The sequence below is a fragment of the Salegentibacter haimaensis genome (genome assembly GCF_054121495.1).
In genome coordinates, this window is record NZ_JBSYGH010000002.1 from 183,566 (window position 1) to 201,746 (window position 18,181).

Annotated in this window: 14 protein-coding genes and 1 tRNA gene; 7 read left to right on the plus strand and 8 right to left on the minus strand. The window is 39.0% G+C overall.

Translation table 11 applies throughout. From position 1 onward, the window contains the following. Positions 1-304 precede the first annotated feature (304 nt). On the minus strand, positions 305-2,893 hold the full coding sequence (locus ACW6QP_RS04115) for a glycoside hydrolase family 2 TIM barrel-domain containing protein (protein WP_457909575.1): 2,589 nt from the start codon (positions 2,891-2,893) through the stop codon (positions 305-307). Between the two features lie 38 nt (positions 2,894-2,931). Beyond that, a complete protein-coding gene (locus ACW6QP_RS04120) occupies positions 2,932-3,831 on the minus strand; it encodes an alpha/beta hydrolase (protein ID WP_457909576.1) in 900 nt (299 codons plus the stop codon). 193 nt (positions 3,832-4,024) lie between these two features. On the opposite strand from ACW6QP_RS04120, the gene ACW6QP_RS04125 reads away from it, so the two are divergent. Together ACW6QP_RS04125 and ACW6QP_RS04130 are read left to right on the plus strand one after the other, a co-directional pair. After that, entirely contained in the window at positions 4,025-4,477 is a 453-nt protein-coding gene (locus ACW6QP_RS04125) for a GatB/YqeY domain-containing protein (RefSeq protein ID WP_457909577.1), read from the plus strand. Positions 4,478-4,522: 45 nt separating this feature from the next. Next, positions 4,523-4,596, plus strand: a tRNA-Arg gene (locus ACW6QP_RS04130). Positions 4,597-4,797: 201 nt separating this feature from the next. Here the strand turns inward: ACW6QP_RS04130 and ACW6QP_RS04135 are convergent. Together ACW6QP_RS04135 and ACW6QP_RS04140 are read right to left on the minus strand one after the other, a co-directional pair. Then, positions 4,798-5,436 carry a DUF6266 family protein gene (locus ACW6QP_RS04135; protein ID WP_457909578.1) on the minus strand — a complete coding sequence of 213 codons (639 nt, stop codon included), beginning with the start codon at positions 5,434-5,436 and terminating at the stop codon, positions 4,798-4,800. A gap of 414 nt (positions 5,437-5,850) precedes the next feature. After that, positions 5,851-6,645 (minus strand): hypothetical protein, encoded by a 795-nt coding sequence (locus ACW6QP_RS04140; RefSeq protein WP_457909579.1) that lies wholly within the window; start codon positions 6,643-6,645, stop codon positions 5,851-5,853. Between the two features lie 55 nt (positions 6,646-6,700). Here ACW6QP_RS04140 and ACW6QP_RS04145 point away from each other — a divergent pair, with 55 nt between their 5' ends. Next, on the plus strand, positions 6,701-7,141 hold the full coding sequence (locus tag ACW6QP_RS04145) for a hypothetical protein (RefSeq protein WP_457909580.1): 441 nt from the start codon (positions 6,701-6,703) through the stop codon (positions 7,139-7,141). 39 nt (positions 7,142-7,180) lie between these two features. Here ACW6QP_RS04145 and ACW6QP_RS04150 read toward each other — a convergent pair whose 3' ends face one another. The 3 genes from ACW6QP_RS04150 to ACW6QP_RS04160 form a co-directional block, all read right to left on the minus strand. Continuing rightward, positions 7,181-7,537: a HepT-like ribonuclease domain-containing protein gene (locus tag ACW6QP_RS04150; RefSeq protein ID WP_457909581.1), complete on the minus strand. Its 357-nt coding sequence runs from the start codon at positions 7,535-7,537 to the stop codon at positions 7,181-7,183. Continuing rightward, positions 7,530-7,829: a nucleotidyltransferase family protein gene (locus ACW6QP_RS04155; protein WP_457909582.1), complete on the minus strand. Its 300-nt coding sequence runs from the start codon at positions 7,827-7,829 to the stop codon at positions 7,530-7,532. Before ACW6QP_RS04155 ends, ACW6QP_RS04150 begins: the two co-directional genes overlap by 8 nt. 990 nt (positions 7,830-8,819) lie before the next feature. Beyond that, positions 8,820-9,248, minus strand: coding sequence for a hypothetical protein (locus ACW6QP_RS04160; protein ID WP_457909583.1), 429 nt, complete (start codon positions 9,246-9,248; stop codon positions 8,820-8,822). 430 nt (positions 9,249-9,678) lie between these two features. On the opposite strand from ACW6QP_RS04160, the gene ACW6QP_RS04165 reads away from it, so the two are divergent. Next, positions 9,679-10,743 carry an IS110 family RNA-guided transposase gene (locus ACW6QP_RS04165; protein WP_457909584.1) on the plus strand — a complete coding sequence of 355 codons (1,065 nt, stop codon included), beginning with the start codon at positions 9,679-9,681 and terminating at the stop codon, positions 10,741-10,743. Positions 10,744-11,226: 483 nt separating this feature from the next. Here ACW6QP_RS04165 and ACW6QP_RS04170 read toward each other — a convergent pair whose 3' ends face one another. Continuing rightward, on the minus strand, positions 11,227-12,177 hold the full coding sequence (locus ACW6QP_RS04170) for a Fic family protein (protein ID WP_457909651.1): 951 nt from the start codon (positions 12,175-12,177) through the stop codon (positions 11,227-11,229). A 597-nt stretch (positions 12,178-12,774) separates the two neighbouring features. Between ACW6QP_RS04170 and ACW6QP_RS04175 the strand changes: the two genes are divergently transcribed. The 3 genes from ACW6QP_RS04175 to ACW6QP_RS04185 all read left to right on the plus strand — a co-directional run bounded on the left by ACW6QP_RS04175 (position 12,775) and on the right by ACW6QP_RS04185 (position 18,161). After that, a complete protein-coding gene (locus tag ACW6QP_RS04175; RefSeq protein WP_457909585.1) occupies positions 12,775-13,746 on the plus strand; it encodes a type I phosphomannose isomerase catalytic subunit in 972 nt (323 codons plus the stop codon). 117 nt (positions 13,747-13,863) lie between these two features. Continuing rightward, a complete protein-coding gene (locus tag ACW6QP_RS04180; protein ID WP_457909586.1) occupies positions 13,864-14,892 on the plus strand; it encodes a LacI family DNA-binding transcriptional regulator in 1,029 nt (342 codons plus the stop codon). Between the two features lie 221 nt (positions 14,893-15,113). Further along, positions 15,114-18,161 carry a SusC/RagA family TonB-linked outer membrane protein gene (locus ACW6QP_RS04185; RefSeq protein WP_457909587.1) on the plus strand — a complete coding sequence of 1,016 codons (3,048 nt, stop codon included), beginning with the start codon at positions 15,114-15,116 and terminating at the stop codon, positions 18,159-18,161. Positions 18,162-18,181: the final 20 nt, after the last annotated feature.

An 18,181-nucleotide genomic window follows, 5' to 3' on the forward strand; every position in this document is an offset into this window, starting at 1 on the left:
AATATATATAGAAACCGGGTACCTGTTGAAAATTGAGCTCCAAAGGAGCGACATAATTTTGGGTGTTGTCAACAAAGAATTATATCGAATGAAATTGAAATATTTCGCCCCTGCGGGGCCTGGGTGTTTCAGCAAGTTGCAATTATCTAAAGCCTCAGCTAATAACAAACCTCACAGGTCTCCGAGACCTGTGAGGTTTTTCGTGTAATTCTACCTGATATAATCCAGCCTCAGCGAGGCAGCATATTTATAGAAAACAGCTGCGTTTTGAAAATTGAGCTCCAAAGGTGCGACATAATTCAGTTTACAATTTCTCCAATTTAATTCCCGACAAAATTGCCTTTCCTGAAATTTCCTTAAATTCTACCGAAATTCCATCTTTAGCCTTTACTAAATATGAAATCTCCACTGCACGAATTCGGCCGTAATCCCTGGCCAGGTTAAGATCTTCAGAAACCGTTTTTCCATTTATCGAAACATCAAAACTCCTTAAACCTGGAATTTCTTCTTTTTGGGCCTGGCTTAAATTATAGATGTTTTCTTCAGAAGCATTGTATTCGGGTTCGGCAAAGAGCAGGCTGATGCGGTAATCTCCAGCTTCCACATCGAATTTATAGGCCTGCATTGCTTCCCGCATCGTTTGAAAAAGCGGGTCGTTTTTGGTACCCTGGATATCTGAGGCGGTGCCCTGAAACTTGCTTTTGTTTTTCTGATATGCATTTCCACCTACAAATCCGAAACTGCCTGCAGAATATTCCTGATCGCTGATCCATACCTCGCGGGTTACAGGATCGGTATAATGTACCTGCGCGCCGGTATTTATTATAAGCGGCTGTTTTGGCAGGTTCTTCAACATATTTTTTCTGAATTTCACTTCGATTTGTCTATGATGTTCTGCGTCTTCAGTACTTGCGGTCAATTGGTGTTTTCCTTCGGGAAGCTTCAGTTTAAAAATGGTGATTCCGTCTTCTACTTCTGTGGTGAATTCCCGATTATCGACTTTTAATTTTACTTCCGAAGCATTTGAAAAAACCTTTATGATATTCTCTTCATTTTCATCTTGCGGAAAGCGATTTTCGTAATTGGCGCCCGCGATATATAAAACCGGCTCCTCCAAAAGCCGGGCCTGGTAATAATGATAAATATCTTTCTTGCTTCGGTCTATATTCACCAAACCTTTCTGGTTGATATAAGGCGCGGCATCCTGGCGGAAGGAAGAGCCGAAATCGGCGAAATTCCAGGCGGTCATTCCAAAAACGAAATCTCGTTCTTTAACCTGGTTGATATAGCTTCGGTGTAGCTTCAACTGATATTCCTCAAAATAATCCCAGGGGCGGGGAGTGTCGGTTTGCAGCCGCACATCGGCGCCGGGACCATATTCAGAAATAAACAGTGGCCGATCGGGATAGCGGCGATGTTGTTCATCTAAAAATTCTCCGAAACTTTCCAGGCCGGGAGAATACCAGCCAAAATAAAGATTCCAGCCTATTACATCGGGAATATCGGCAATGCCCGATTCGTTGTACAGTTCATTTTCGTGCAAGGCCATTACGCTCAAGCGTTGTGGGTCCAGCCTTTTTGTCTCCTTTTCCAGTTTTTCGGCCAGTGCTACCGAAGTTTTTATCTTGGCTTCTTTTTCCTCTTCGGTGATCTGGTTATTAAAAACCAGCCTTATAAAAATTTCATTCATAAGCCCCCACATCACAATCGAAGGGTGATTGTAAAACTGCAAAATTTGCTCCCGTTGCATTTTAAGAGAAATGTCGTGATAAGCATCGGTATCGGTAACATCGTTAATTACAGGAACTTCGGTCCAAACCAGCAAACCGAGTTCATCGCAAATCCTGTAAACATCAGGATCCTGCGGATAGTGGGCCGTACGAATCACGTTGGCACCCATATCTTTGATCATTTGATAATCCTTTCGGTGCAGGGAGTTGGGAAGCGCATTGCCCAGGTCTTTAAAGTCCTGATGGCGGTTGGCTCCAATCAATTTTAGCGGCTTTCCGTTAAGGGTAAAACCTCGTTCAGTATCTACTTCAAACCAACGCAACCCGAATTTCGAATCAAAATTATCCAGAATTTGCCCTGTAGCCTGGTCTACCAGGCGGGCTTCCAGTTTATAAAGATTGGGAGTATCGGGAGACCATAATTCGGGATTTTGTAATTGATCCTGTAGATTCACTTTAATGCTGGCAGAAGTTTTAATGTTTAGCTCCCGCGTGATAGTCCTGATGCGTTTATTAGAGGGATCAAAAATATTAACCTCGAGCTTTACCTTTTTCCTTTTATCGGAAGCGTTGAGAATTCGGGCTTCAAAATCTATACTGGCCCTAGTAGCTGAAACCTTTTCGGTTTTGATAAGCAGGTTTCCGGCGGCTTCATTTTCCAGTTCGAAATGAACAGCATCGGTTACGATGAGTTCCAGGTCCCGGTAAATTCCGCCATAGAAGTTAAAATCGGCATCCAGTGGTGGAATATCGGTATTATGGGCGTTATCAACTTCAATTTTTACCTGATTGGTTTGACCAAACTTTAAGGCTTCAGAAATATTAAACACAAAACCGGTATAGCCCCCGCGGTGTTCTCCAATTTTTTTACCGTTCACAAATAAACTGGTGATCTGGTTGCTGCCTTCAAACTTGAGGAAGATCTGTTTTTGTCCCCAGGTTTCCGGGGCGAAAATTGTTTTCTGATAGGTTCCTTTTCCGCGGAAATATTCCTTTCCGTCCCGAAAGGCATCTTCGGCATTCCAGGTGTGAGGGATGTTTACAATGCTGGTTTTTTCTGAATTCTCCAGTTGAAATTCCCAGGCAGAGTTGATGGTTTGAACCGAGCGCTGAGAAAACAGGGAACTCACGGATAGCAATAAGAGGAGGCTTAACTTTTTCATTTAATTTAGACTTTCAGAGATGTAGGGTAATTATAGAGCTATTTCAGAATTTCAATCTGTTTCTTTTCGCCATTCAAGAAAGCTGAGTTGAAAAATTCAAATATTTCAGAGAAATAATCGAAGGGCATACCGGAGTGTTCGTGTTTGCCACCTTCAAAACTGTAGAGCATATAAGAAGCGCCAAGTTTTCTAAGTTTCTCGGTAATTGTGCGGGAGCCGTCCAGGATGATGTAACCTGGTTTGTCGCGGTCACACCAATGATGTGGCCCGGTTGCATAAGGTACCAGGTTGTCTTCGGGGCCGTGGAAGAATACCCCGGGTATAGCATTTTCTTCGGTAATATACCTGGCATCTACTATGGCCCCGGCCAGGGAGAAGACTCCGGCGAAACTGAAATTTTCGTATCCTACCAGGTCTTTAAACATTAGGCGTTCGTTATAAACTGCATTGAGCACGGCTTCAGCCCCGGCACTGCTGCCACCAACGATGATCTTTTCAGGATCTATTCCGAATTTTTCCTTTTCAGAAATCATAAAATTCAGGGCATCCATAAAATCTTCAGCGGCCAGGCGGAAGGTTTGCATTTTTCCTTCAGCTTCGAAATCACAGCCAAAAGATTGACCCTTGCGGGTTAAGCGATAGGAAATCTGCACCGCCACATAACCTCTTTTTGCGGCCGATTCGGCAAATTTGACTTCAGCCTCATTGGTGCGGGTCCCGCCTGCGAATCCGCCGCCGTGCATAAAAATGATCAAAGGTCTTTGCTGCAAACTATCTTTTGCAGGCATATAAACATCCAGCTGAAGGGCCTGCCCGTCTTTAGTCGCGTAGGTGTGGGTTTTAGTAGGTTGAAGCTGGAAAGTTTCATCAATAAAACGCTGCTGTGCTGAAACTGAAAAACTTAAAAAAAACAGGCTGATAAAAACTAAAATTCTCATTTGAAATGGCTTGTCGTGATAGGCCAAGATACTTATTTTTGCAGGGAGAAGCAGGGCAGAAATCGATTTTAATATTTATATTCGCAGCGGAAATATGATTTTTGTTCCCGATAGTTTAGGGTTTGGAAAAAGGGATTAATAAGATTTCCGCTCCCGATTTTTTTAGGAGGGGCGGAAATGACACAATTAAGATATGAGTTTACAGGAAAATGTAATGACCGAGATGAAGGCAGCGATGCGTGCTAAAGACAGCGTGAAGCTTGAGGCATTGCGTGCGGTAAAAAGTGCTATTCTTCTTGCCAATACTGAAAGCGCGTCTAAGGAGGGGCTAAGCGAGGATGAGGAGTTGAAACTACTTCAAAAACTTGTAAAGCAACGCAAAGACAGTGCTGCCATCTATAGAGAACAGGGTAGACCGGATCTTGCGGAGCCTGAAGAAAAGCAGGCTGAGGTAATCGCGCAGTTTTTGCCCGAGCAACTTAGCGAAGCAGAGATTGAAACTAAAGTAGATGAGATCATCGCTAAAACCGGAGCCAGCGGAATGCAGGATATGGGAAAAGTGATGGGAGTGGCCAGCCAGGAATTAGCTGGTAAGGCCGATGGCAAGACCATTTCGATGATCGTAAAGAAAAAATTAAGCAAATAAGAGTATAGACCACACAGGTTTTTAGAACCTGTGAGGTTTAATGCCGGCCGCGTAGTTCAACTGGATAGAATATCAGATTTCGGCTCTGAGGGTTGGGGGTTCGAATCCTCCCGCGGTCACATTCAAAATGCGTTTATACGCCCAAACCCCTTGAGAAATCAAGGGGTTTTGTTTTTTACGGACTTAAAAAACTGAAAGTTAGTCCATATTTAGTCCATCTTTTTTAGAATTACTTCACAGGGATTCATCATTATCCCACACAAAAAAACCGCCTCCCCCATTTCAGGGAAGACGGTTTCATACCTAAAACACACAAAAATCTAGGCAGGTACTCCGGTACCCAGATAAGCGCTGTTGGATACTTTGGTTCCATCTTCGGAAACAAAGGCCATATACACGTGTACGGTATCACCGGCATAAGATCCGGGGATGGCCAGGGTTTCTGCCTCGGCAGACCGGCCGACTCCCTCTACGGTGTAAGTGGATTCTTTTTTCGCCGGGTTGTACACCAGGAGCATCGCCCTGTCGGTAGCCACAGCCTCGCCACCGGTGTTGTCGTCCCAACTAAAGCCAATCTGCCCGGAAGCAGAAAAGTTAGCCGCGCCGTTTAGCACTCCCGGCAAGTTCCCACGGGAAACCAAAGCCTGAGCATAATCAACGCTAAAGTTGGGGGCAATCCCGGTGATCGCATTGTTCAGCGTGTAAGACATCGCTGCGTTAAAAGCACTCTGCTTGTTGGCCAGGTACTTGAATCCTACTTTCAAAAATCCCAGGTTAGGCTGAAGAAACTCCAATACCGCCTGGAACTTGTTGCGCTGATTCACCTGCAGCGGAGTTCTTGGGTTGGCCAAACTGGCCGGTTTGATGCGCAGGTAGTTGATACCTTTCCAGCTGGCTCCCACGATGTTCCCGATCTTTCCGGAAATCCCTCCCAGCACGCCTTGTCTAATAATTCCCATCACATAAGAATTTAAAGGTTAATAAATGAGCTTTTGACTGGAGTTGATACGGAGATGGTACGGAGAAGGTCCCTGTTTTCAACTCTCAATTCGAGGCTGAAATAAGGAGAAAATGTCAAGGTCGGGACATTTAGAGGGGGCTTTGCCCAGGGCTGCACAACATTGCTCATTGGAGCAACCCCCTCCCTTCTATTTTTCAAAAGAAAAAAGGAGAAAAAAGAAAGCCGTCTATTTAAAATGCGCAGCCAGCAGACAAGCTTTTCAGTGGAAATACTATCCGAAATTAGTTAGCTCTGAATTAGCAAAAAAATCTTTGAGGATGGAGATTTCCGCTGAAACCCGCAGGGCTCCGAGCTTGGCTGCGCCAGCGGAGCATTTTTAGCTTTGGTTTCTTTTTTTGAATTTTGAGTTTCGTTATTCTTTGCTGAACAACATTTCCCAGGGATTATCGGCGCCTACATAGGGGCTTTCAAAAGTGTACCAGTCAGTGGTAGCCAGGCTTTCTCCATCGATATTCATTGGCGTGAAGCGAACTTTATATTCGCCTTCTTTAGAATAGCTGAACGCGCCTGAACACATCCCGTGGCCTACATAAAGTGCGTCTTTCCACACATCTAAAATATAAGAATGAGACTCTCCTGTTTGCAGATCGACTAATTCGGTATGATACCAGATTTCCTGATCGTTTGTATTTTCCAATTCAAAAATCAAAAAAGCCTCAGGGCCGCAGCCGTAAAATTCAACCTGATTTTCCAAAAAATTAATTTCAAGCTCCTGATTCAATGCCTCGGCCGGTGTAGTGGTGGTCGTCCATTTTACTCTTTTATGTTCTTTCTCCAACCTATCATATTTTTCAGGATTTGCAGGCTTATTCTCGGTACCTGAAATATAATTGGGAAAATTTTCGGTATTTGGTTTAAGTTTTTCTGTAGGAGAAAACAAGCCCTGACTTATACCTCTTTGACCAACATTGATTTCTTCAAGCTGCAATAAAACCCTGTCTCCCGCAGCATTTTCGAGATAAGGCGGATTATCTTTAAACTGCTGTAAAAGCTTTTGAATGTAACCGCTGCCCTCAATTATAATTTTAGGATTTAGGCTAATGGTTTTCGACTCGGGTAAATAAGATATGTGTCCCGGGACGCATTCATAGTCATTTGCAAACAAAAAGCCCGGGAATAGAATTATTAGAAGTAGTAATTTTCGCATAGAATTTGAAATATATTCTTTGTAAGTTACTAAAAAGATAGAAGTTTTGCCGGCTTTGAAGCAGTTAACCAGGAATAACCTTAGCTCAACTATGGAAGAACAAACCAAATTAAACGAAAGCTCCCGGGAAGATCTGCGGGATGTGGAAGCTGTAGTTGATGAACTTTCAGGTTTTGAATTTGGTTATTTTTTCTCTGGAAAACGGGTGAAGCCTGGCTCGAAGGTGGTGATATTGGCCGTGGTAACCTGGATAAGGGATGTGATGGAGAATCAGTTTCTGCGGAAATGTACTTACTATATGGGCCCGGGAAAGCTCTGGAAGATTACGGTTAAGCGACAATTACGTCGGCATATGAAAGATGTGGAGGTGAGCGATGGCTTTATCCAGTCGGAACTTCGTTTTTTTGAAGCTGAAAAAGAGCTGTACCTGGAACCTGAAGCTTTTGAGAAGAAGTTTTTGGAGTTGAAACGCAGGATGAAGAATCGGAAGTTGTAAAATTATCTGGTGATAAAAATGCAGGGCAATACGGCTAACTTAATTTTCCTGGGCATCTACGATCAAGGAGTCAATTTCAGTTTTTAACTTTGGGAGATGAGTGATTAAAATAGACCAAATGTTCTCATCAGAAATATTATCATAGGCGTGGATCACCTGGTTTCTTAATCCGATTATCGCTTTTGCATTTGTAATCTTGTGGGTGAATTCGGGATCTCGTTTTATAATTCGATTAATAGCTTCTCCAATTATTTCTAAATCTCTTTCGACAGCTCTCTTGAGCATCAGATTTTTCTTATATGCCTGGAAGTCTATTTGGGTACCTTCAAAATAACTGTCTATTTCTTCAATAGCTATTTTAATATCAAAGAGCCACTTTAAAATTCTGTCATCCATAGACCAATTCTTTTGACTGGTTTATGGATTTAATTAAGATTGGATTTCTTAAAGTTTGTTCTTCTACCAAATCAATTTCTCTCCCGAGCAGGTTTTTTAAATCCTCTTTGAAGCTCATATAATTCTCGAAATAGTTGGCCAGGTCGATAGGTTTAAATTTCACGAGGAAATCGAGGTCGCTTTTATCAGAAAAATTTTCATTTAAAGCCGAACCAAATAGGTACATCTTTTCCACATTGTGTTCTTCACAAAGGCGGTTTAAAGAAGCTATATGATTTTCGGGGATCTTCATAGCTCAAATTTAGTGAAAAATCTATTTTAAAAATTGGCAAATAGGCTAAGAGGAAGTTGTAACCTGTTCGCTTTTAGAAAGGGGCAGGTACACCAATCGGCTGCGAGCCGTTGCGAGCAGGAACAACGGTGGTGTGGGGAAAGCCCGCAGGAGCCGGTGATTTTTTTATTATTTTGATTTTTGAATTTTCCCTGGTTCTACCGTGCATTTTTCGCTTGTAATACGAGGCGACGCAGGGCGGCCCACAGCTACGTATCACGCTGGCTGGCGCATTTTTTGTTCCTCTCCCGATAGCTATCGGGACCGCTCAAGATGACAGGGCCCGACAATAAAACTCAATTTTCTGTGATTAGTAGAATTTAGGCGTGTGGGGGAAAGCGCAGCCACGGAGCTTTGCCACACAGGCCGGTGTGGGGGTAAATAAGGGCTTTGGGGCCGTTGGCCCTTTTTTTATCCGGTTTGTTCTTTTAGTTCGGGGTCCGTGGGCGGGTACTACTCAAAGCGCTTATGCCCCGAAGGCTTTGCTGTTTTTTAAAAAATTATTTTTGAAAACTACCTACAAAAAATGTGACAGCCAATTAGCCGTTGTGACCTCGCAGGCTCGCACATTATGAAGTTGCGGTTTTGCCCTTAAATTTTAAGCCACCCGGCAGGGTGACCGCTTTGGATTTTAAGGGCAAAAAGGAGCAACGCGTGAGGAAGGAGTGGAATGTGTGAAATAAAGCAACCGCAGCAGCTTAAAAAACCTGAGGATGGAAGGTTTTTTTGAGCTGTGGAGGGGCAAGTGCAAAATGCTATGGAGTTGGATTTTTATTAGGAATAGACTGCTTCAAAGAGTTCCCCGCCAGCAAGGGGAAGATAAAATCATTTTGCAATTGTGCTTTATGGAACAAAATGGAACGACTGACGAACACCGCTTTACCTGCCCTGGTTGTTTAAATCACCGCTGCCTAAGTTAAATTCCGCATTCAGAAATGCAATTGTAATTTTTTACTTTGCTTCAAGGTTTTTAAAAGGTGAGTTGGTTTCCGGTAAATCTAATTCTGCCAGGATTTGGTTGAGTTGAATTAAAGAATCCTTTTCGATTAGATCGATATTGATGCTTAGCCTGTTTGAATCACTAATTAAAATATATTTCCCCGGAAACTTTTTAATTTGAATTATTTCTGAAATATCGATTCTTTTAGCGGGTAGCGTATTTTTACGGATCGAGTTGGCGTCTATTGTTAGATATTGCCGGTTTTTCTCATACAAATAGGTGGTCCAATACAAAACCGCTACAACTAAATATCCATAATCAATCCAGCTAATAATTTCTGTATAATTCAATTTCAAAAAACCCAGAATCGTCCAGAACACACCAAAAATCAAGCTTTGTTTGAGCCGTTTAGGGGAATATTTTATTATGATCTGCTTCATTGAAATGATTTTGAAAACTAATTAAAAGCTGCTTATTTAACTTTTAGGGTCTGACTTTAAAACTCCGAATTATTTCTTCTCAGCAGAAAAAATTGTAAGACGGATTGTGAAAATTATCAGAATGAGGCTAAAAGCTACGGTAAGATAACCATTAATTTTACCTTCTTTAATGAACAAAAAGGTATTGAAAATAAATACTAAAAGAGCCAGAACATAAGTTAGCTTTATAGCTTTAGGTTCGCTTTTCAAAAATTCCATATTTATTACCATTTAATTTCGCATTATCTTCTTATAGCCTTCGTGGGTACGGTTTCGCTTATCGCAAGTTGTGGGAGTAGGCCCTATGTTTGTATAAAGGATAAAAGCATAAGTTTCAGATGATTATTGTAATATAGTAATATCTAGTTACTTACTTTAAAATCTAAAACCTATGCGAACACAAAGTACACAATTCGACTTCACCGGCCAAAATATTTATATTGGTATCGACACTCACCTTAAGAGTTGGAATGTAACGGTCATGATGGAACCGTATTACCAGAAAACCTTTTCGCAAAATCCTAATGCTCAGACACTCCTGAACCACCTAGAGGAGAACTATCCTGGCGGGAGCTATTTCAGTGCTTATGAGGCTGGCTTTGCCGGTTTTATGCCTCATTATCGATTACTAGAACTGGGTATTAAGTCCATTGTGGTGAATCCTGCAGATGTTCCCACTACTGGAAAAGAAAAGGTGCAGAAAAATGATTCGAGGGATAGCAAAAAGATCGCCCGTTCCTTAAAGAATGGAGAGCTGACTCCAATTTACATTCCTTCCTTAGAGACTTTGACAGACCGAAGTCTTGTTCGATTGAGAAAGACCATTGCGCGAGACCTTGCAAGAACTAAGACCCAAATCAAATCTTTTCTTCATTGCAACGGTATTGATATTCCGGAAGACTTAAGCAAAGAGAAATGGACTAGAAAATTTGTCAAATGGCTTGCTGAAGTGAAGATTGGTTTCTTCCGAGAAACGCTGGAGGGACATTTAGCAAAGTACTATTATTTTCATGCGCTTAAGCTTGAAGTCAACCGAAAGGTTAAAGCACTTTCAGCGACTCCTTGGTATCGAGAAAACATAGAACTACTTCAATCTATCCCTGGAGTAGGCTATATCACGGCCATCACATTCCTGACAGAGATTGAGAACATAAAAAGGTTCAAAAGCCTAGATAGATTATGTGGTTTTATCGGGCTGGTTCCGTCTACAAATTCTTCTGGAGAAAAAGACCGGGTTGGAGAAATCACGCCCAGAGGGCATCGAATTTTAAGAGATATTTTGATTGAAGCCTCTTGTAAAGCTATAGGAAAAGATCCGGCCTTGGGAGCAACTTATACAAGACTAGGTCATAGAATGAAGCCAAACAAAGCAATCATACGCATTACTAAAAAGATATTAAGCAGGATGAGGTTTGTCCTGAATAACCAAACCAAATATGAACTGGGATATAAATAGAAATAAGAACGTAATTTATAAAACAGCAATTTCCAAGTGTGACCGTTTCCGCGTCCCTGCAGCGTTCACGACTGTCATTTAGTAGACTACGGCGTACTTACTTATATAAACTAAACAAGACGATGCAGCTCATAGAGTCTGTTAATAGAAGGCTGTTTTATAATATTACTGATACTAATAAATGAAAGCTAAAAGGCCTTGAGTTTACTTAGCCATGGTGGACAATGAATGAATTTAAAAAGGTCCCTTTTAAATAGGGACCCATATTCACTGTCGAAAGCCTTATTGCTATTGAGTTGCTCTCCAGCAGAGCTCAGTTCCTCTTCAGGCTAACATGTTAAATATAGGAAAAAAGTCGTCTGAAATTTGATATACAACATAGAAGGGACGCGGATTTGCTGGCCTGATCTTTCATTTATTGGTTTTCAAAATTAAACTTTTTCGGTAAAACCCGAAAATTGTTACAACCGATATTGCGGCTGGTTATATCCTGTACCGGGTTTTGTTTTTATCTCCTGTCTTTTTAAATAAATTCAGTTCCACAGCTTTTTTTAAATCTCTACTGGCTGTTGCTCCGGAAATGTCTTTAAATACTTCCATATAATCTTTTCTAGTGAATTCTCTCTTATTCAGAGATAAGAAATAATCAAGTCGGTCTTTTTCAGTTAGAGTTCTGTTTGTAAAATTGAGTAATTCTTCCAGGGATTTATTGATTACTCCAAGCATATATTCAATAAAAGCAGTCGAATTTCCAGCCTTGTCACTATCTGATAATGCAGCATAATATTTTTCCTGATCATTGCTGATCAAAGTCTCGAAAGGTAAATATTCAAATACAGGATATTTCTGCATTAATAACAAAGTTTGCCACAATCTGCCCATCCTCCCGTTCCCATCTAAAAACGGATGAATAAATTCCATTTCATAATGAAATACACAGCTTTTAATCAGTTCAATTTCTTCTGAAGTTTGCAAATACTCAAATAAATCCTTCATTAAGAAAGGCACATTTTGATATGGTGGAGCATAATGTTCTACTGCAGAACCTTTCATTATTCCAACCCCCTGTTTTCTGTATTTTCCAGCATCATCTAAAAGATTTTGCATTAAATCTTGATGGCATTTTAAAAATGATTTTTCACTGAATGGATCATAATTTTCCAGATGTTCATAAATCTCGATAGCATTTAAAACCTCTTGTATATCTTTCTTTGGTCCGATGATTCTCCTGTTCTCTAAAAGTGCAGTGATTTGTTCTTCAGTTAAAGTGTTTCCCTCAATCTTTAAGGAAGAATGAATTGTTTTAATCTTGTTTTCCTTTCTTAATTTAGGAGAAGGCTTATTTAGATAGGTGGCATTGATCGCTCCTAACTTCTCTGAAATAGAAGTTATAACTCTAAGAATAATCGGAGTAATCTCGTACGGAGGCTTCATTTTGATAGTATCATTTGATATTATCAAAAGTAAAATCAATTTATCGCAACTGAAAGGAAAATCACGATTATATTGGGCAACGGTCTGATATACCGGTTTGATACAGATGCGTTAATTTTCGGTTTAGCATCAACGATAGGTATTCCGAGTGGATTCGGACGTAGTCGAACCTACCGTAATTGCGGTAATTTATTGTTGGGAACTGCTTTTTTTTTATTTTTCTAAATGAACTTGAAACCCTAAATTAACTTGTATTCCTTTTTCAATGGCTAAACTATTTATCAGCGAGTTTTAAAAACAAGCAGCCAATGTAGGGCTAAACCGCTTGCCTGTAAGATAGAAAAATTAATGCTTTGGGATTTATGGGAAATCGTAAGTGGGTGTGGATCCCACTATGAATAATCATCAATAGAATATTCCCCTTTATCTTCAAGACCCAGCGCAATGTTTTATAGTTTCTGCCCACCTTCTATTGAAAAATAGGTTCCTAAGCTCTCGTGAATTTAATTTGATATCCCGATATACTTTTAAAATTAATAGGGATTGCATCGAGATATTAAAAGGATATAATTAATTTGGGCCCTTAAATTTAACTTTATGATTAATTATCCATTAAAATTTGAACCTATCCTGAAGGAAAAAATATGGGGAGGAAGCAAGTTAGTAGATATCCTGAATAAGAAATCAGATAAAAAGAATCTGGGAGAAAGTTGGGAGATATCGGGAGTTGCAGATAATATTTCTATTGTAAAAAATGGAAAACTGACGGGGAATTCTTTAAATCAAATTATAAGAGAGTATAAGTCAGACTTTCTAGGAAAAAAAGTTTTTGAAGATTTTGGAGAGGAATTTCCCTTATTGATAAAGTTCATTGATGCAAAAACAGAACTATCTGTACAATTACATCCGAATGATCAACTTGCGAGGGAACGACATAATTCTTTTGGAAAAACGGAAATGTGGTATGTAATGCAGGCCGATAAAGGTGCTGAACTTAATCTAGGTTTTAAACAATCTATAAGCAAGCAAACCTATATTGACCATTTAAAGAATAGTACATTAATCAAGCTATTAAACTTTGAAAAAGTTTCAGAGGGAGATGCATTTTTTATTAATACCGGTAAAGTTCACGCTATCGGTGCAGGAGTACTATTAGCTGAAATTCAGCAAACCTCTGACGTAACTTACAGAATTTATGATTGGGACAGAGTAGATTCAAATGGAGAAGAAAGAGAATTACATACCGATCTGGCGATAGATGCTATCGATTTTGAAAAAAAGTCAGACTATATTTTGAACTATGAAAAGGTTTTAAATAAACCTTCCAATATTGCTCATTGTGAATATTTTACTACCAATTTTTTACCTGTTAAGGGTGAACTTACCAGGGACTATAGTAATATAGATTCTTTTGTTATACTAATGTGTGTTGAAGGTAGTGCAGAAGTTGAGGTAAATAAGCAGGTGGAAAGTATCCATCAGGGCGAAACAGTACTAATTCCGGCAATTAATTCTAATGTGAAGTTAAAAGCTAATAATGCTAAACTTCTGGAAATCTATATTGATTAATTATCACAAAATAACTTATTATTCTCCCGCCCAATTGATTCCATTTATAAAAAAACTGGAGAATTTATATCTTTGATTTTTCTTCTTCACCCAACCTCAAATCTTAATTTATAATTTATGAAACGAAAGAAAAAAATATCTATGAAAGATATTTCAAAGGAATTGGGTATTTCCATTACTACAATTTCATTCATCGTTAATAATAAAGCTGAAAATAAAATAAGTAAAGAGGTTATAAAAAAGGTTGAAAATTATATTGAAAAAGTAGGCTATAAACCAAACTCTTCTGCACAATCACTGCGTACTGGGAAATCCAAGTCAATTGTATTTATGGTAGAGGATATTTCAGATCCATTTTTTTCAGCCATTGCAAAAAGGATGGAAGAAATTGCGTTTAAAAATGAATATAATTTAATCTACTGTAGTACTGAAAATAGCAGAGAAAGAACTTTAGAATTAATCCAGTTTTTTAAAGAAAGACAGGTTGACGCTTTTATAATAACTCCCCCGGAACATTTCAGTAATGATTTAAAAAAATTGATATATGAAGATCAATTAACCATAATGGTATTTGATAGATATTTTAAAGATTTTAAACATAATTACGTGGTTCTGGAAAACAGAGAAAGTGCAAAAAAAGCTGTAGAAGCCCTTTATGATGCTGGAAGAAGAAATATAGCTTTTATCGGAATTGAATCTGAACTTTCACCCCTAGTTGATCGAAATGCCGGTTATTTGGAAGCAATAAGAAATCACGGTCTAACACAATATAGATTGTTATTAAAATTTGAAGATGTTAGAACAGTTACAGGAAAGAGAATTATTGATAAATTTTTGAAAGACAATGAGGGAATTGATGCAATTCTTTTTGCATCAAATAATCTTGCAATAAATGGCTTGCGGGTTTTAAAGGAAAATGAAATTCAAATTCCTGGAGAAATTGCGGTAATCTCATTTGACGAAAGAGATGTTTTTGAATTGCATTCTCCACCTATAAGCGTTATAGCGCAACCTATCTCTGAACTTGCCACTGAACTAATTCAAGGAACCTTAGAAATTCTGGAGAAGAAAAAATTAAATCTAAACTCCTTAAAAAGAGTACTTCCTGGTGAACTGATGCTTCGTGATTCGGTTTTAACACAATAGCAAACCACCTCCACAAGGATTTGAGGTATTTCATCTAAATTTTTAGATATTTTTTGGTTTTTCCTAAGTACATCTCTATATTAGCCACTTAGTAAAACGTTTTACTAAATCGATTTCGAGAGAATAGCCTTGTAATAACAGGTAAATCCATACAAAATATGAGAAACCTTTTTTCTCTGGATTTACATCTAAAATTTTTAAATCAAATAAATAATGGAACTATGAAGCAAAAAAAATTACTATTCTATCTTCTATTTCTGATAACAGGTATGAGTTGGGGAACCGGGATCGCCCAGAATATCACCGGGAATGTAACTGATGGAAATATGCCTTTACCCGGTGTTTCTGTTATTGAGAAAGGCACCTCTAATGGTGTAGTTACCGATTTTGATGGTAATTTCAGCATTAATGTGGAAAATCCAAATGGCACCCTAGTTTTCTCTTATATTGGTTTCACTACTCAGGAAGTGGCTATTGATGGCAGATCTACTTTTGATGTCGTTATGCAAGATGAAGTTTCTTCCTTGGATGAAATGATTGTTGTTGGGTATAAAGCGCAAAAAGAGCGTACAATTACCGGTGCTCTATCTTCAGTTAATGTCGACAATCTTGAAAGCAGACGAGTTTCTGATGTAAATCAAGCCTTACAAGGGCAGGTAGCCGGGGTTAATATAACACAAAGTACAGGTGCTCCCGGAGATGAAATTGAAGTACGTATTCGTGGAAATGGTACAATTGGTAATAATAATCCTTTGTATGTAGTAGATGGAATTCCAACCAGGGAAATTAGGTTTTTAAACCCTACGGATATCAAATCGATGACCGTACTAAAGGATGCTGCAGCAGCCTCTATTTATGGTTCAAGAGCAGCCGGAGGAGTTATTGTAATTGAAACCAAAGATGGTTCTGATAGAAAAGGAATAGAAGTAAATTACTTTACCGGCTTTCAGCGGGTAACCAATTTGCCAAATATGCTTAATGCCGAACAATATATTAATACAGTGGAGCGTGCCTGGAATAATGCTGGTTATGAAGGAGAAAACCCATATACCGGTGAGCTAGGTAGATCTGATTTTGGTGATGTGAATTACCTTGATGAGTTATTTGAAATCGGGAGAACTCATAGTGCTCAGGTAACTACCTCGGGTGGAAATGATAAGACCAACTATTTTTTAGCAGGTGGATATTTTGGACAGAATGGTCCTGTGATTTATGATAATGACCAATACCGACGTTTCAATCTAAGATCTAATATCCAGTCTAATGTTACTGATCGATTAAAGGTAGGTGCGAACTTACAATTATCTCATGAATATAAAGATCGAATTTCTTCTAGTGGTGATGCTCCTGGAATTATAAGACACGCATTTCTTAGACCCCCTATTATTCCAGTAAGAAAGGATCCTTCAGATCCAACATATTCTGAAGAGAACCCCTTTACTGATCTACCTTTCTATCAAGGGCCGGGGAATTTTGAGAGTAGTAAATATGAATTTTCTCAAAATCCAATCGCTTTGGCTCATTTTACAGATGATGCTGCCAGAACCTTTAAAACTTTCGGAAATTTATTTGCTGAGTATAGTTTATTGGAAGATAATTCTCTTAGGTTCAGAAGTAATTTAGGAGCTGATATCAATTTTCTTCATAATAAAGCTTTTGGGGTTAATTATGGAGATGACGATGGCGGCGGAGCAGAAAGAGACAGAGGCCTCGGGCGACATAATAGGCCTAATAGCTTAAGTGAAGTTAGAGGGGAAGAATATACATTTACCTGGAATAATAGCTTAATATATTCAAAAACCTTCGGCTCTCATTCATTTGACGCCCTTTTAGGTACTGAATACATAAATTCCAGAATTTCCACATTAAACGCTTCAAGAACCCGCTTTGATTTCACCCAGCCTAATTTCAGGTATATGGATTTCGGTGATACTGAACAAGATATTTGGAATGGAGGTATTGCTGAAGAATGGTCTTTATTTTCATATTTCGGATCGATGACATATTCCTTCGAGGATAGATATATGGTAACTGCCAATTTACGTGCAGACGCCTCATCCAGATTTGCTGAAGAAAATCAATGGGGGTATTTCCCATCTGTATCTGCCGGATGGATGATTTCTGAAGAGAATTTTACAACAGATTTAGATTGGCTTTCTGAACTTAAATTAAGGGCGAGTTGGGGACAATTAGGAAATCAGGAGATTCCAAATTTCGCATATTTAACCCTTTATAGAAGGGATGCTGACAGGTACTTAATTAGCAGATATGGTAATCCTGATTTAAAATGGGAAACCACTACCCAGGCCAATGTTGGAGTTGATTTTGGCTTGTATCGTAATAAGGTTTACGGAAGCGTAGATTATTTCAAAAAGGTAACCAGTGATATTCTTTTACCTATTTCGCTTCCCAGTTTCGTAGGGGACGTTTCACCTACATTCTTAAATGCGGGGGAAGTTTCAAATAGCGGATTAGAAGTTGGCTTAACTTACCGCAATTATGACAATGAATTTAAGTACGAGATTAGCGGAAATATAGCTAGCCTGAATAATGAAGTAAATTCATTACATCCAAATTTACCATATATCGACGGAAGGGTTACAAGAACCCAGCCGGGGCAACCATTAAATGCATATTTCGGATTTGTACAAGAAGGAATTTATCAAAATGAAGCTGAAATTAATGAACACCTGTATGGTACTAATAACCCGCCACAAAGACCCGGTGACATAAAATTCAGAGATTTAAATGGAGATGGGGTAATAAATGATGAGGATCGGGATTTTATCGGTAATCCAAATCCCAGAGTGAGTTATGGATTAAACGGCCGTTTCAATTACAGAGGGTTTGATTTCAGTATACTATTCCAGGGTGTAAGTGGTGTTGAACGATATAATGATCTAAAGAAAATTATTGATTATGATACCCGTCCTTTCAATTTCACAGATAGAGTACTGGATAGCTGGGATGGTGAAGGCTCCAGTAATACAATTCCTCGTGTAAGTTTTACTGATAACGGTAGTAGTAGAGTCTCAGATATATTTGTTGAAGATGCCTCTTATTTAAGACTAAAAAACCTGGAGGTGGGCTATACCTTTAATTTAAATGAAGCTATTGGAGTAAAAAATCTTAGAGTTTATGCTTCAGGTCAAAATCTTTTGACATTCACTAATTATAGTGGTTTGGATCCGGAATCTACAGATCTTATTGATTTTGGAACTTATCCTCAGGCTTTAAACATTTTAATGGGAGTAAACATATCTCTTTAGAATCATTAAAAAATAGTATT

What these genes read in the sequence shown, in the direction of transcription:
- ACW6QP_RS04115 (WP_457909575.1), bottom strand. Translation starts at nt 2,893, where the DNA reads ATGAAAAAGTTAAGCCTCCTCTTATTGCTATCCGTGAGTTCCCTGTTT.
- ACW6QP_RS04120 (WP_457909576.1), bottom strand. Translation starts at nt 3,831, where the DNA reads ATGAGAATTTTAGTTTTTATCAGCCTGTTTTTTTTAAGTTTTTCAGTT.
- ACW6QP_RS04125 (WP_457909577.1), top strand. Translation starts at nt 4,025, where the DNA reads ATGAGTTTACAGGAAAATGTAATGACCGAGATGAAGGCAGCGATGCGT.
- ACW6QP_RS04135 (WP_457909578.1), bottom strand. Translation starts at nt 5,436, where the DNA reads ATGGGAATTATTAGACAAGGCGTGCTGGGAGGGATTTCCGGAAAGATC.
- ACW6QP_RS04140 (WP_457909579.1), bottom strand. Translation starts at nt 6,645, where the DNA reads ATGCGAAAATTACTACTTCTAATAATTCTATTCCCGGGCTTTTTGTTT.
- ACW6QP_RS04150 (WP_457909581.1), bottom strand. Translation starts at nt 7,537, where the DNA reads ATGGATGACAGAATTTTAAAGTGGCTCTTTGATATTAAAATAGCTATT.
- ACW6QP_RS04155 (WP_457909582.1), bottom strand. Translation starts at nt 7,829, where the DNA reads ATGAAGATCCCCGAAAATCATATAGCTTCTTTAAACCGCCTTTGTGAA.
- ACW6QP_RS04160 (WP_457909583.1), bottom strand. Translation starts at nt 9,248, where the DNA reads ATGAAGCAGATCATAATAAAATATTCCCCTAAACGGCTCAAACAAAGC.
- ACW6QP_RS04165 (WP_457909584.1), top strand. Translation starts at nt 9,679, where the DNA reads ATGCGAACACAAAGTACACAATTCGACTTCACCGGCCAAAATATTTAT.
- ACW6QP_RS04170 (WP_457909651.1), bottom strand. Translation starts at nt 12,177, where the DNA reads ATGAAGCCTCCGTACGAGATTACTCCGATTATTCTTAGAGTTATAACT.
- ACW6QP_RS04175 (WP_457909585.1), top strand. Translation starts at nt 12,775, where the DNA reads ATGATTAATTATCCATTAAAATTTGAACCTATCCTGAAGGAAAAAATA.
- ACW6QP_RS04180 (WP_457909586.1), top strand. Translation starts at nt 13,864, where the DNA reads ATGAAACGAAAGAAAAAAATATCTATGAAAGATATTTCAAAGGAATTG.
- ACW6QP_RS04185 (WP_457909587.1), top strand. Translation starts at nt 15,114, where the DNA reads ATGAAGCAAAAAAAATTACTATTCTATCTTCTATTTCTGATAACAGGT.